The organism is Shewanella jiangmenensis (assembly GCF_018596335.1).
Lineage (GTDB): Bacteria > Pseudomonadota > Gammaproteobacteria > Enterobacterales > Shewanellaceae > Shewanella > Shewanella jiangmenensis.
Window position 1 is genome coordinate 36541 of the sequence record NZ_JAHEPS010000006.1, and the last position, 13428, is coordinate 49968.

9 protein-coding genes are annotated in these 13428 nt (G+C 55.1%); 4 read left to right on the forward strand and 5 right to left on the reverse strand.

Features of this window, described 5'->3' with window-relative positions:
• Positions 1-107 precede the first annotated feature (107 nt).
• Complete coding sequence (locus KJI95_RS14645) at positions 108-1103, reverse strand: TDT family transporter (RefSeq protein ID WP_214507949.1); 996 nt, start codon at positions 1101-1103, stop codon at positions 108-110.
• A gap of 422 nt (positions 1104-1525) precedes the next feature.
• Entirely contained in the window at positions 1526-3820 is a 2295-nt protein-coding gene (locus KJI95_RS14650) for an aminotransferase class V-fold PLP-dependent enzyme (protein WP_214507950.1), read from the reverse strand.
• A 448-nt stretch (positions 3821-4268) separates the two neighbouring features.
• Here KJI95_RS14650 and KJI95_RS14655 point away from each other — a divergent pair, with 448 nt between their 5' ends.
• Positions 4269-4946 (forward strand): TetR/AcrR family transcriptional regulator, encoded by a 678-nt coding sequence (locus KJI95_RS14655; protein ID WP_214507951.1) that lies wholly within the window; start codon positions 4269-4271, stop codon positions 4944-4946.
• A gap of 275 nt (positions 4947-5221) precedes the next feature.
• Here KJI95_RS14655 and cysK read toward each other — a convergent pair whose 3' ends face one another.
• Complete coding sequence (cysK, locus tag KJI95_RS14660; protein WP_214507952.1) at positions 5222-6190, reverse strand: cysteine synthase A; 969 nt, start codon at positions 6188-6190, stop codon at positions 5222-5224.
• A gap of 208 nt (positions 6191-6398) precedes the next feature.
• Here cysK and KJI95_RS14665 point away from each other — a divergent pair, with 208 nt between their 5' ends.
• From KJI95_RS14665 to KJI95_RS14675, 3 genes are read left to right on the forward strand one after another with little or no spacing between them, the layout of a single operon-like run.
• Complete coding sequence (locus tag KJI95_RS14665; RefSeq protein WP_214507953.1) at positions 6399-7529, forward strand: RDD family protein; 1131 nt, start codon at positions 6399-6401, stop codon at positions 7527-7529.
• Positions 7484-8650, forward strand: coding sequence for a beta-ketoacyl-ACP synthase III (locus tag KJI95_RS14670; RefSeq protein WP_214507954.1), 1167 nt, complete (start codon positions 7484-7486; stop codon positions 8648-8650). The genes KJI95_RS14665 and KJI95_RS14670 overlap by 46 nt, the downstream gene beginning before the upstream one ends.
• A gap of 11 nt (positions 8651-8661) precedes the next feature.
• Positions 8662-9900, forward strand: coding sequence for a response regulator (locus KJI95_RS14675; protein WP_214507955.1), 1239 nt, complete (start codon positions 8662-8664; stop codon positions 9898-9900).
• A 128-nt stretch (positions 9901-10028) separates the two neighbouring features.
• On the opposite strand, the gene KJI95_RS14680 is transcribed toward KJI95_RS14675, so the two are convergent.
• Together KJI95_RS14680 and cysZ are read right to left on the reverse strand one after the other, a co-directional pair.
• Positions 10029-12371: a carbohydrate binding family 9 domain-containing protein gene (locus KJI95_RS14680; RefSeq protein WP_250885861.1), complete on the reverse strand. Its 2343-nt coding sequence runs from the start codon at positions 12369-12371 to the stop codon at positions 10029-10031.
• Between the two features lie 176 nt (positions 12372-12547).
• Positions 12548-13342, reverse strand: coding sequence for a sulfate transporter CysZ (gene cysZ, locus KJI95_RS14685; RefSeq protein ID WP_214507956.1), 795 nt, complete (start codon positions 13340-13342; stop codon positions 12548-12550).
• Positions 13343-13428 lie beyond the last annotated feature (86 nt).

The window sequence follows — 13428 nt, forward strand, 5'->3', positions numbered from 1 at the left end:
TCAGGAAATTTTCATATAGCCGCTATTTATTAACAAATTCAGCCGCCCTAATTGTTAATAAATGCCATTGCAGAGCGCGAAAATTAACGGCGGCTATTCTGATTAATTTAGCTATGGCTGAATATTCTGTGGTGCAACTGGTAGTGTTTAAGGTATTTGAAGGCAACAAAGCCCACCACGGCGGCCGCAACCAAGAGTTCGATGAGTGCAAGTTGATGAATGAACTGGGTTAACCACAGAGGTGCGCTGAGGCTTATCAGCCAGCTGCCGGTTTTAAAAAGCGCGGTGGCGCCAATCACCATGGGAAAAGTAAAGGCGGCAAACCCGGGGCTGAAGGGCAGGCGTAGCAGCTTGAAAAAGGCGAGGTAAATCAGGCTCGTCATCAGCAGCGCGATGGATAACAGCAGCGCCACTATCACAGCTGAGGGTTCGCGGATGAGGGTGAGGTAACCTGCGAGTGCAAGGCTTGCCGGCGCTGCCAGAATGGCCAGCGTGGGCTTGGCTGCGTCCGGCACCTCAGCACCAAAGATAAGCCGGTAGAGCATCACCGGCAGCATCAACAGATACGCCAGCATACCAAACCACAGCAGTGCTTCGGCAAGCAGCCTTGGGCCGTCAGCGGGAAAGGCGACCGCTGCCACAATAATGCCAATCGGCGGCACAAACCAGCTTGGCACCATATGATCCAGTGAAAACCCACGATAACGGTGGAACAAAAACGAGCCCAGGAACCCCAGATGAATCGCAACGGCAAGCAGCCACAAAAGCTTTCCGGCCATCGGCGCGTATTGACCGAGGCAACTTGATACCACCATCAGGCCCATTGCAAAGGTTGGCAGTACGCTGCCAAGCACTGGGTGAGACAACTCCTGCCACAGCACCTTGGGATGGAGCAAAAACTTACTTGCAAGTGGCAACAGCAGCGCCGCGGCGATAAGGGCGCCGATAAGCTGCGCCATGCCATGGGCCTGGGGCAACACGTTTTCCAGCGTCCAGCCGAGGCTCGCGATGGCAAGTGCGAGGCCGCCCATCGGGCTTGGCAATACCGCGAGGCGCTTGGTGAGGGGAAGCGATGATGTGGATGCTAACTGGGCTTGGGTCATGGGCACGTCTCCTGCCAATATCGTGGGGCTATTGTAGGATCTGGCTGATAATAAGAATATTTGAATTAGTTTAATCGCAAGATAAGTAGCACTTACCTTTTGTGGCTGGTCAAACGGAGACAGCGGCGGTGGGGGAAATGCGCCGGTTAAAGAAGGCGCTCAGAGCAGCCAAACACATTCAAGCAAGGCACTCTTTCGCCAAACGCACCCAATCCACCCACGCTAAGCGTAAAAACTAAGCGGAAAAACAGAGCTGAAAAAGAATGCGAAAAAACTAAGCGGAAAAAGAATGGCGAAAAAATAAAGCGCCCGCAGGCGCTTTGTGTCTTGTTAAACGAGATGATGCCACGACCGGCCTTGGCTGTTATCGGTCTGGGATGCACGGCCGGAGATGTTACCGCTCGGAATATCGCGGCTTGCTGTCAGGCGGCATTTCGGGTTCGATTGCCAAGCAGCGCATAGCCTCCGGCAACATGGGCGATGGCACTGAATCCAAACCGCTCCAACGCCCTTGCAGCCACCAGTGACCGGCTGCCGCTGCGACAGATTAGCACCAGGGGTTTGCTTCTCGCCTGCGGCTCGCTTGCGACAAACCCTGCGAGCCTCGTCAGCGGCACGTTGATGCAGCGGCTTTCGCGGTGCGACAGCTCGTACTCATGGGGCTCGCGGATATCGAGCACCAGTGCGTCGCTGTTATCGCGAAGGAGCTGCTCGAGGCTGTCGGTGCTGTACTCCTTCACCCCTTTGGTACTGCCACACTGACTGTAAGCGCCGCACATGATGGTTTCACCGGCTTTATCGTTAAGAGTGGCATCCATGGCCGCTTTTTCACTGACAAACTGCGCTTGGTCCATGGCGCCGCCAAGCACCGCCGCGAGCAGCGGATTTTGTGCGGCTTCCACGGCAAAATTAGTGAAAAAGTCGTTGTGATAGTCGTGGGATGACAGCAGCAGGGTGTCGTTGCCAAGGAGCTTATGCATTATCTTAAGGCTTTGATAAAGCGCGCCTGTGGAGGATTGCGGGAAGTTGCTGCGGCCAATGCTGCCCGGCAGCACAGTGTCGCCAACAAAGGCAAACAGCACCTTACCGGCGCTGTCGAGCATCGCAAGCGTTATGCTGTCGTCGGTATGGCCAGGGCTTTCGATGCGAACAAGTTGCTGATTGCCAAGGCTTAACGCCTCAACATGGCAGCCCTGCAATTCGATAGTTTCGCAATCAGCCGGCCAGCCGAGATGGTCGGTTTCGCCGTTAAGGCCAAGCTTGGCCACCAGACCTTCACGGTTGCTGCTATGGTCGCCATGGCCATGGGTATCTACCACAGCGCGAAGCGTAAGCTCCTGACAGCGGATAATGCCAAGGAGGCGCTGCTCCAGCGCCGGCAGCGGGTCGATAATCACGGCGCTGCGGCTTTGCGGCTCCACATACAGCCAGCAGCAAGCGCCATCGTCTTTAAATTGCAAGAGGCCCGACAGCGGCGTGCGGCTGCCATCGTCAAGCTTTGAATCGCGGGCCAGCAGACAGGAGTGACGCAGTGAGCCTGCTGCGCGAATGATGCGCTCGCAGGCGGCATCAATTTCGCTGTCGCAAATGGCCGGGCCAAAAGAGAGGCGGATTGCCGACTCACTTTGCCAGCGTGGCAGACCCATGGCATCGAGCACAAAACTGCCGGTGACTTTAGAGCTGCAGGCCGAGCCTGAGCTGACGCGAATGTCGGCCGCATCAAACAAGTCCATGATTTCTTTACTGCTAAAGCCGGGCACAGCGAAGTTAAGCGTGGTAGGCACGCTGTTGTTCAGACTGTGATTAAGCACTATCTCGCCAAAGGCGGATTGAAGGGCTGCGATAAGCTTAAGCCGGTAGTTAATGAGGGTCGCGTGATCGGCAAAGCGGTCATTGGCATCGCCATTGAGCATATCCAGCACCACTTTCAGCGCCGCCATGGCGGGCAGGTTTTCAGTGCCTGAGCGCAGGCCGCCTTCCTGACCTCCGCCGGCAATAAAAGGGGTGAAGGGCGCGCCATCACGGATATAAAGCATGCCTATGCCCTTGGGCGCATAAAGCTTGTGACCACTGAAGGGCGCGTAATCTATGCTGGTTGCTGCAAGCTCAAGCGGTAACTTTCCAAGGGCCTGCACGCAGTCCACCATCCAGAATGCCTGCGGATTGGCGCTTCTGATGGCACGCTCAAGCGCCGGCAGATCCTGATAGACGCCGGTTTCGTTATTTACCGCCATGGTGCAGATAAGGAGTGCATAGGCGCCGTGGGCGGCAATAAAGTCCAAATCGAGCCGTCCTTCCCGGTCAACCGGAATAGCCAGGACCCTGGCATTGATGCCAAGCACCTTGTTCCAGTGACGTAATGACTCAGGCACCGCCTTGTGCTCCGTGGCGCCGTAAAGCAGGCAGGCGCGTTCGTCGGCGGTTTTGTTTGCAGAGGAATTGTCCCGCGCAGCAATCAGCGCCGACAGAATGGCGGTTTGAATGCCTTCGGTGGCACCGCTGGTGAACACCAGTTTGCCGGCGCCGCTGCCAAGGTGTTTACGGGCGGCCTGACGGGTTTGCTCCATCAGCGCCTTGGCTTGCAAGCCGGTGATATGACTGCTCGACGGGTTACCGTAGAGGTGCTCCATGGCATCCATGGCCGCTTTGGCGGCGGCAGGGAGCACAGGGGTGGTGGCGTTGGCGTCCAGATAGATGAGCGACTGTGACTGTTTCATGCTGTTTTCAATGCTCGTGCTGAATTGATATTATTTTTGGTTATAAGTAATTCTACTGAATTATATTAGCAGGTTTAAAACTCCCGACAAGGGCAATTCTTGGCGTGATAAGCGGCGAGTCTGAAACGGAACATAGCGGTGTTCATATTGGTTAAATGCAGTTCGTTCGGCTGCGCATTCACTTGGTCGCAGGTTTTTTTGGTGTCGAGCGGTAAAGGCGTGGGATAAGAGGGCGGGTAAAAATGAACTGAGAGGCGCCACCATCGGGCAGCATTTGAGTACGAAAGTATCGGGTGCAGATATTTGTGCTGTTTTATTGGCCAAACAGTGAGTTAGCGATAGAATTTTGGGTAGTACCCTTGCAAGCCGCTGGCGTACTATCCCCTTAAGTTAGCCATTTAAGCTCAGCATTTACGCTCTGCATTTAAGTTCAGCAAGGAATCGCGACATGTTACAGCCATTAACCTACATTGGTCGTCAGGCCAGCCGCAGCGACGGACAGGCACGCCGAAAGGCCATTTTGGAGGCCACGCTGAAGGTGATAGTGGCAGAGGGGATCCGCGGTGTCCGTCACCGCGCAGTGGCGACCATGGCGGGCGTGCCTCTGGCATCAACCACCTATTACTTCGCCGATATCAAAGAACTTATCCATGATGCGCTCACCTATTATGCGGAAAAAGCCATGGCCGCCAATCTGGCCCTCGAGCAGCAAAGTTTTGCGGCGCTTGGTGGTTTTGATGCGACGAGCCTAAGGGAGCCAGCTGTTCGCAGGCAGCTGTGTGATGTGCTTACCGGCTTTATCTGTGGCCATATCAAAGGGCAGGTAGCTGACAGGGATGAGCGAATTCTTGAGCTTGCGTTTAACGAAGAGGCACTTCGAAACCCAGCGCTGGCCGATGCCATCGTACGGTTGGATGATGCCATTTTATCGCCGGTCAGCGGCTTTTTTTGCCAGCTTGGCGCGACTGAATCCCAGGCGCAGGCCTTTGCCCTTGAGGTGATTGCCCTTATCCGCTTTCTTGAGTTTCGAAACTCAGTACGAAGCTGGATGAATGAGCCTGAGTGTGAGGCGGCGGTGAGATCTCAGCTAACCCGTATGCTGGCACAAGTCGCTGCCATGGCCTGATCATATCGCGAGCCAGTACGTTTGCCTTATCAGCAAGTTCGCTGGTAGCGGAGCCCTTGGCATCAATAGTGCGATGCGCCTGTGGATTAAAAGGCGAGCCTTGAAAGGAATACCAGCCCCGCCTTCAAAAGCGCTGCTCTGAAAACGTAGCTCTGAAAACAATGCTCTGAAAACAATGCTCTGATAACACGGCTCTGAAAGCTCAGTGGCAATGCAGAGCGCCAGTAACAAAAAAGCCCAGCATTGCTGGGCTTAATGTTTTCAGGAAGGTGCGATTATTGCACGTTTTCCTGATCGCTGAACTGGCCCTGGAACAGCACAGAAGACAGGTAGCGCTCAGCTGCCGATGGCAGGATAACCACGATGTTCTTGCCTTCAAACTCAGGCAGAGCAGCGATACGGTTGGCAGCAACGACAGCTGCACCGGAAGAAATACCCACCAGGATACCTTCTTCTTTCATCAGGCGATGGGCCATTTCGATGGCTTCATCGTTTGACACGGTTTCAACGCGATCAACCAGCTCCAGATCCAGGTTGCCCGGGATAAAACCGGCGCCGATGCCCTGAATTTTGTGTGGGCCTGGCTGTACCGGCTGGCCGGCCAGTGTTTGGCTGATCACCGGAGAATCGGCTGGCTCAACCGCCACAGACGTGATGGCTTTGCCCTGGGTTTTCTTGATGTAACGGCTGGTACCTGTGATGGTACCGCCGGTGCCGACGCCGGCAACCAGTACATCTACCTGACCATCGGTGTCATTCCAAATTTCAGGACCAGTGGTCTTTTCGTGGATTTCCGGGTTGGCAGGGTTATCAAACTGCTGCAGCAGCACGTATTTTTCAGGGGCTGACTGGCGAATTTCTTCAGCCTTCTCGATTGCACCTTTCATGCCTTTGGCGCCTTCAGTCAGCACCAGATTGGCACCGAGGGCCTTGAGCAGCTTGCGACGCTCCAGACTCATGGTGTTAGGCATGGTCAGGGTCAGCTTGTAGCCACGGGCGGCAGCGACGTAGGCCAGTGCAATACCAGTGTTACCTGAGGTTGGCTCAATCAGCTCTTTGTCCTTGGTGAGGATCCCGCGCTTTTCCGCATCCCAGATCATGTTCGCACCAATACGGCACTTCACCGAGAAACTTGGGTTACGGGCTTCAACCTTGGCCAGAACTTTGCCGTTGCTGACGCGGTTCAGGCGAACCAGAGGGGTGTTACCGATAGTGTACGAATTGTCTTCAAAGATTTTGCTCATGGAATGCAGCTCCTGTGACTTTATCGCATTAAAGCATAATCGCTTGTACGCGCTTGAGAAGTGATTCTTTGTTCTTCTTTATTCCATTTGGATATTAAACGAGTTGCTGTTATTCATATTGTCCGATCCTTAGACAAAATGATTGTGTTAATCTCGACCACAGAATAAAAACAGCCGTATCAGAGCCATAAGGCCAACGGACACAAGCATGGACAAGCCAGACGCCCAGACCGCTGAGATGGCGGTCAACACCCGGGATCCCCGTACCATCATTACGCCCCATGCGTTCAGCGTGGCGCGTGAGCTGCTCTATACGCCGCTGGCAACGCCCTGGAAGCGGGCGCTGGCGATGCTGATTGACGCAACCTTAATTGCCGTGCTTACCGAAGAGGCCGGTGTAGTGTTTGTGGCGCTGGTACTTTTGACATCCTACCTTGGCAAGCGCACCGGCGGCCTTGGCCGGTTTGCCAAATACGGCATGTATCTTCTGATGTCGTTGGTGCTGCTTTACGCCATTGCCGAACATTTCCGCCCGCAGCCTGAGTCTGATGCGGCCAAAATTACCGACGCGGTGAAGTTTGTGCCGCAAACCGTGAGCCTGTCGCTGTGCGACGATGCCGCCTGCGCCAAAACTCAGGCGCTGGGGCTTGCCAATACCCTTGCCCAGTCAAATCTTAGCCGTGAAGAAGCGGAGCTGTTACTGTTTGAACCCTTGGAGGCGCTGGCTATCACGGATGCTGAAAGGCAGGCGATAGACATTGAGGCCCGCGCCATTATCCAGCACTTGCCGTTAAAGAAAGCCGCAGAAGCGCCAGAGCCAGAGTCTCTGCCAGCGTCTGAGCCAGTATCTCTGCCAGCGCCTGAAAAAGCACCTGAGCTTAGTGCTAAAACCGATGCCGCACATACCAGCCCCTCGGTGATTGGCGCAGATTTAACCGCGGGCGATGAGGTGGCAGACAGCGTCAGTCCGCTTGCCTGGATTAAAGGGCTTTTGAACGACCTTGGGCTTGGTTTTGGCTGGGCAGCCTTTTATTTCACCGTTTTTACCGCCTGGTTTGATGGCCAGACCCTCGGCAAGAAGCTGCTCGGGATCCGGGTCATCTGCCTCGATGGCTCCAAGCTTAAGTTATGGGGCGCGTTTGGCCGCTACGGTGGCTACGGCGCCGGATTTGCCACCGGCCTGTTAGGCTTTTTACAGATTTTTTGGGACGCCAATCGGCAGGCCATTCAGGACAAGATTTCATCCACCGTGGTGATTGACCTGCATAAGCCCAAAGCCGTGCCTGAAAGTGTATGTTCAGGCTCCACAGCGCCCGCACGGGAGGAAACCAAACAGTGACTCAATCCATTGCCATTACCGGCACCGGCCTGTTTACGCCGGCGCAGGGAATTGAAAACGACGAGCTTGTCAAAAGCTTCAATACCTATGTTGATAACTACAACCGCAGCCATGAGGCAGCCATCGAGCGGGGTGAGCTTGAAGCGCTTGCCCATTCATCGGCGGAATTTATCGAAAAGGCCTCCGGCATCAAACATCGTTACGTGATGGTCAAAGAGGGCATTCTCGACCCTGAGGTGATGATGCCGCTTATTCCCGAGCGTCCGGCCGACAGCCTGTCGATGCAGGCCGAAATGGGGATTTTGGCGGCGAAAGAAGCGCTGTCAAACGCAGGGCTGACACCGGCTGACATCGATTTGGTGATAGTGGCCTGCGCCTACACCCAAAGGGCGTATCCTGCCATTGCCATTGAAATCCAGCAGCAACTGGGTACCCGCGGCTTTGCCTTTGATATGCAGGTGGCCTGCAGCTCGGCCACCTTTGGTTTATCGACCGCCCAGGGCCTTATCAGTCAGGGCAGCGCCCGGCGCGCGCTGGTGATTTGCCCCGAGATTTGCTCGGCGCAGGTAAACTATCGCGACCGCGACAGCCACTTTATTTTTGGTGACGTCGCCACCGCCATGGTGGTGGAGCCGCTCCTTGGCAGTAAAGGGCGCCAGAGCTTTGAAATTCTTGGCAGTAATCTTGTGACCGAGTTTTCCGGCAATATCCGCAGCAACTTTGGCTTTTTAAACCGCTGCGATCCGGCCAGCGCCAACGCCGCCGATAAGCTCTTTCACCAGCAGGGCCGCAAGGTCTTTAAAGAGCTGCTGCCGATGATTTACAGCCACCTCGACACCCAATTTGCCAGCGCTGGCATTGACCCCACGGCGCTGTCGCGGCTGTGGCTGCATCAGGCCAACATCAACATGAATCAGTTTGTGGTGAAAAAGCTCCTTGGCGATGGCGTCAGCGCCGAGACCGCGCCAATCGTGCTTGACCGCTATGCCAATACGGCATCGGCGGGTTCAGTGATCGCGCTGCATCTGCATCAGCAGGGGCTTAGCAGCGGCGATTTGGGTCTGCTTTGCTCCTTTGGCGCCGGTTACTCCATCGGCAGCTTTATTCTCAAAACCCGATAGGAGTCCAGCCGTTGCGGATTTTGGTGGTAGAAGACAGCAGTGTCGTTGCCCGTGTGCTTAAGCACATGATAACGCTGCAAATAGGCTGTACTGTGGACGTGGCGGTGGATTTGGCATCGGCACGCGCTTTGCTGCGCGAGCATGAGTATTTTGTTGCCGTGACCGATTTGAACCTGCCGGATGCGCCAAACGGCGAGAGTGTCGAGCTGGTGCTTGGCAGCCACACGCCGTGCATTGTGCTCACCGGCAGTCTGGATCCCGCCCAGCGCCGGCGCCTGTTGCAGATGGGGATAGTGGATTATGTGTTCAAGGAAAACCGCTTCAGCTACGAGTACGTGGTCAAGCTGATAGCAACCCTTGCCCGCAACCGTGCCACCAAGGTATTGGTGGCTGACGATTCGGCCCTTAGCCGCAAATTTGTGCGCAATTTGCTGGAGCTGCATTTGTTTCAGGTGCTCGAAGCCGAAGACGGCGCACGGGCGCTCGAGGTGCTTGGCCGCGAGAGCGGGATCCGTTTGCTTATCACCGACTACAACATGCCCGGCATCGACGGCTTTGAGCTGATTTTGCGGGTGCGGGAAAAATTCAGCCGCGAAGAAATGGCCATTATTGGCCTGTCAAACGACACGGACGAAACCCTGACCGCTCGCTTTATCAAAAACGGCGCCAACGACTTTTTGCAAAAACCCTTTGTCCATGAAGAGTTTCATTGCCGGGTGAGCAACACCCTTGAGTCGCTGGAGATGGTGCGTAAGCTGTGGGAGCAGGCGAATCTGGATTATCTGACCGGGGTGTATAACCGGCGGTTTTTCTTCGACAAATTTGCTCCGCAGCTGCCAACTCTGAAAGAGCAGGGCGCCAGTTTCTCGGTGGCGCTGATGGACGTGGACTTTTTCAAGCGGGTCAACGACACCCACGGCCACGATGTGGGTGATGCGGTGCTGAAAGAGTTTGCCAAACGCCTTACTGAGTCACTCGGGCAGCATTTCACCCTGGCGCGGGTCGGTGGAGAAGAGTTTGCGGTGGCGATGAAGGGGCTCGATAAGGGCCGGGCGCTCAGTTTGATGGAAGGCTTTCGGCGCCGGATTGAAGAAACGCCCTTTGCGGTGGCCACAGTGGATTTGGCGCTTACTGTCAGTATCGGGGTGGCGGAGCTTGGCGATGAGTCGCTGGACGGACTCATGAAACGGGCGGATCTGGCGCTTTATCAGGCCAAAGGCTCTGGGCGAAACCGGGTGATTGCATCCTGATGTTGGCAGTGAAAGTCACTCTTTAAAAAAGTCACTGTGTACCTACAAAAGCGGCGCCCTACATTAAGGCGCCGCTTTTTTTTTGCTTATTAACAGCATTTTCTTAGCACTTATTTTAAAAATTTAATTTATAAAATAAAGGCATAGCTCATTTTCATAAACAAGGTTTGCTCGGTGCGTGTGAGGCCGGGGTAGGTGTCATCCGAGACCATGTTGTCGCCGTAACCGAGGTAAAACACGCTGAGCGGATTGAGTTTGTAGCCGTATAAAAGCTCGGTGCCCAAATCTTCGCTGAGGCGGTCTGGTGTTTGATACAGATACAGCGACGGATCGCGCTCAATATGGGTGTAGATACTCGACAGGCGAATAAAACTCTCGACGCTGAGCTGCCAGTTAAGGCGCACATCGGTGAGATTGGCGGTCAGCAGGCGGCCATCGTCCACATCAAGCGCATAGTAGTTGTGATTAAGCTCAAGCGCGAGACTGTCGGTCAGCTTAAGCTCAAGCTCAGTTTCAACATCGAGACTGTCGCCCAGGCGATTGTTGGCAATATCGATTTCATCGCCAAAGCCAATTTCAACGCCGGCCGACAGCCAGGTCACAGGTGCAACGCTGCTCTCAAGCCAGACGCGGGTTTCAGTAAACTCGGTGGTGTTGCCTTCTATCGCAAGCGAGCTGCCATCGAGGCGCTTGCCCACGCGGTCACGGGTTACCCAGCCTGTGCCCCAAAAGCTTTGCCAGCCGCCTTCAGCCACCAAAAAGCCTTCCCATTCCTGCTCAATCTGCTCGCCATTCTGGTTTTGGGTGACGTCCCAGTCGCCGCCAAGTTCCACCTCGTTAAACCAGCTTTGCTCCGGATACCAGACATAGCCGCCGCCAGCCACGGCGCGGCGCTGGTCAACCTTTTCGATAAAGCCAAGATCGGCACGAAAATCTTCGCCGATAGACTCGTAATCGGCGCGCAGGTAGTAATTGCGGGTCGCGTGTTTATAGCCAAGCTTGTACATCTCGCCGCCAAAGGCGCCGTCTTTGTGGGTACGCAGTACCCGTTCATTCACGCCGCAATCGCCGCTGTTACAGGGCACCTGCTGCAGGCAGTCGCCATCGACGCGGCAAAAGTCGCGGTACAGCTCATCGGGGTATTGGGTATCTGAGGTGGCCAGCTGGGCAATCAGGGTGTCCTGCGCGGTGGGCTGATATTTAACATCGGCCGACACCACCATATTGTGGTAGTTGTCGCTCTTTTTACCTGTGACCACTGCACCTATGGCTAAGGCTTCGCTGCTGGTGTAAAGATAGCGAGCCGCGAGGTTGTGGCTTTCTTCATCCAGGCTTGCCACGGTGGAGCTTAAGTTGCCCGGTACCAGAAAATGGCTGCCGTTGTCGTTAGTGCCCAAAAATGCCAGGGTATGGTTTTCCGATTTCTGGGTAAACTTCACCCCGTAATCCGGATCGGCAATATTGCGGGTGTGCAGCAGCGCCACCTGGCTGTCGAAGTAGTCTTTGTTATCGAGGAAAAACGCGCGTTTTTCTTCAAAAAACAGGGTGAAGTTGGAGTTGACGTTGAGCTGGCCGGCGTCGGCTTCGACCTGGGAGAAATCCGGATTGATGGTGGCATTGACCAGCGCCGATGGGTTGATGGCCCAGCGTAAATCCAATCCGGCATCGACATTGTTGTCATCCTGCCATTCGCTGTCCGGCGCCTGCTCACGCTCACGGCTGCCTTTGGCAACCAATGATGGCGTAAGCTGCAGCCCCTTGCCCAAATCCACCGCTTCAAAGCCGCTCACGACTCCAAGCTGACACAGCTGACAGCTGTTTGAGCGGGAGATCTTATGGCTTGAAAGCCGATGCTCGGTATTGCGCGGATAAAAGCGGATGAGCTCAAAGCCCCATTGCTTGCTGCCGGGCTTGTCTTCAAAACTGAGCTGCGACAGCGGAATGGCGATTTCGACCTCATAACCTTCATCGGTAATGCGCCCGGCGCTGTCCCAAATGCCGTCCCAGGCCTTGCTCTCCTCTTTGGTGAGCTCATTCTCAATCGAATCCAACTGCACCCCGAGCGGATTGACGAAAAAGTTGTAGGCAAGGCGGGCGTTGTTGAAGGTATCGAGCTTAAGCCCGACCAGATCTTCCCCCCAAATATCATCCCTTGGCCGCAAATGGGCACGGATGGCGTTGGGATTGGGGTCCTTGGCGCTGAAGGCCACATACAGCGTGGTTTCAGAGGCGTAGACTCTGGCTTCGGTGACCACAGGCGCAGGGGCGTTTTCGGCCGGACGGGTTTCGTAATTGAGTGTGGCGACGGCGGCATGTTGCCACACTGGATCTGACAGATCGCCATCAATGCTGGCCGCATCGGCGTGATAGGGGACTTGCAGCGAAAATTGCCCGGCGCTGCCTGCGTGGCTCATCAGCGGCGCAAAGGACAGGGCGAGCAGGGCGCTGACGGCAGATATCCTTGATTTCAATGTGGTTTATCTCGTTGTTATCGCAAAGCTTATCGATTTTTTATTAGTGCCTCAGTGTACTTGAGCCAAGCTGTAAACTCTGGGCTGATTTGTTACAAATTATAAGTGAGTGTGCGGTTTGGCTAAAAACAGCAACGCCCGCAGTGCGGGCGTTGGCAGATAAATGCAAGCGAAGCTTAATCCGGCGCTATCGTTGGGTGGCGGTAGGCTTCGCGGTAGCGTTCAACCCACATGGCGGTGGCGCCGCAAATGGCCACCGGCATCACGATAAAGTTCACGATAGGGATCATCGAAAACAGGGTAACCGCCGCGCCAAAGCTCATGCTGGTGCCCTTGGTCTGGCGCAGGGCAAAGCGCATATCATCGAAAGGAACCTTGTGGTTATCAAAGGGATAATCGCAGTATTGAATCGCCATCATCCAGCTGCTGAACAAAAACCACAGCACAGGGGCGGCAGTCTGGCCGACGAGGGGCACCAAAAATAGCGCGAGGCACAGCAGCGCCCGTGGCAGATAGTATTTCAGTTTCAGCCATTCACGGCCGAGGATCCGCGGCAGATCTTTAAGTAAATCCGTGGTGTTGCCGGTATAAAGCGGCTTGCCGGTGAGAAGCTGCTCGACTTTTTCGGCCAGCAAGCCGTTAAAGGGCGCGGCGAGCCAGTTCATTACCGAGCTGAACACAAAGGCCATCACCACCAACATGGCAACCACCGCCAGCGGCCACAGCAGGAAATTAAGCCACGACAGATACTCAGGCAACATGCCGCTGACCCAGGCAAACAGGGTCTCGAGCTGACCAAGGGCGACATAAAAAGCGGCCGAAAACAGGGTGAGGTTAATCATCAGCGGAATAAACACAAAGGTTCTTAGGCCTGGGCGGCGGATGAGGTTAAACCCTTCCATAAAGTAGTTGAAACCGCTTTTGGCAGCGGTGGCGGTGGCCCGGGACGAAGAAAGCGAAGGATGAGGCATGGTCACGTTGGCTCCAAATTACTCTGTTTGGCGCATTGTCATCGACAGACAAGGACAAGCGCAAGGGCGAAATTGTGGCGAATTAC

Excerpts from the sequence above, each read along its gene's own strand:
- KJI95_RS14645 (WP_214507949.1), bottom strand. The coding sequence starts at position 1,103 with ATGACCCAAGCCCAGTTAGCATCCACATCATCGCTTCCCCTCACCAAG.
- KJI95_RS14650 (WP_214507950.1), bottom strand. The coding sequence starts at position 3,820 with ATGAAACAGTCACAGTCGCTCATCTATCTGGACGCCAACGCCACCACC.
- KJI95_RS14655 (WP_214507951.1), top strand. The coding sequence starts at position 4,269 with ATGTTACAGCCATTAACCTACATTGGTCGTCAGGCCAGCCGCAGCGAC.
- cysK (WP_214507952.1), bottom strand. The coding sequence starts at position 6,190 with ATGAGCAAAATCTTTGAAGACAATTCGTACACTATCGGTAACACCCCT.
- KJI95_RS14665 (WP_214507953.1), top strand. The coding sequence starts at position 6,399 with ATGGACAAGCCAGACGCCCAGACCGCTGAGATGGCGGTCAACACCCGG.
- KJI95_RS14670 (WP_214507954.1), top strand. The coding sequence starts at position 7,484 with ATGTTCAGGCTCCACAGCGCCCGCACGGGAGGAAACCAAACAGTGACT.
- cysZ (WP_214507956.1), bottom strand. The coding sequence starts at position 13,342 with ATGCCTCATCCTTCGCTTTCTTCGTCCCGGGCCACCGCCACCGCTGCC.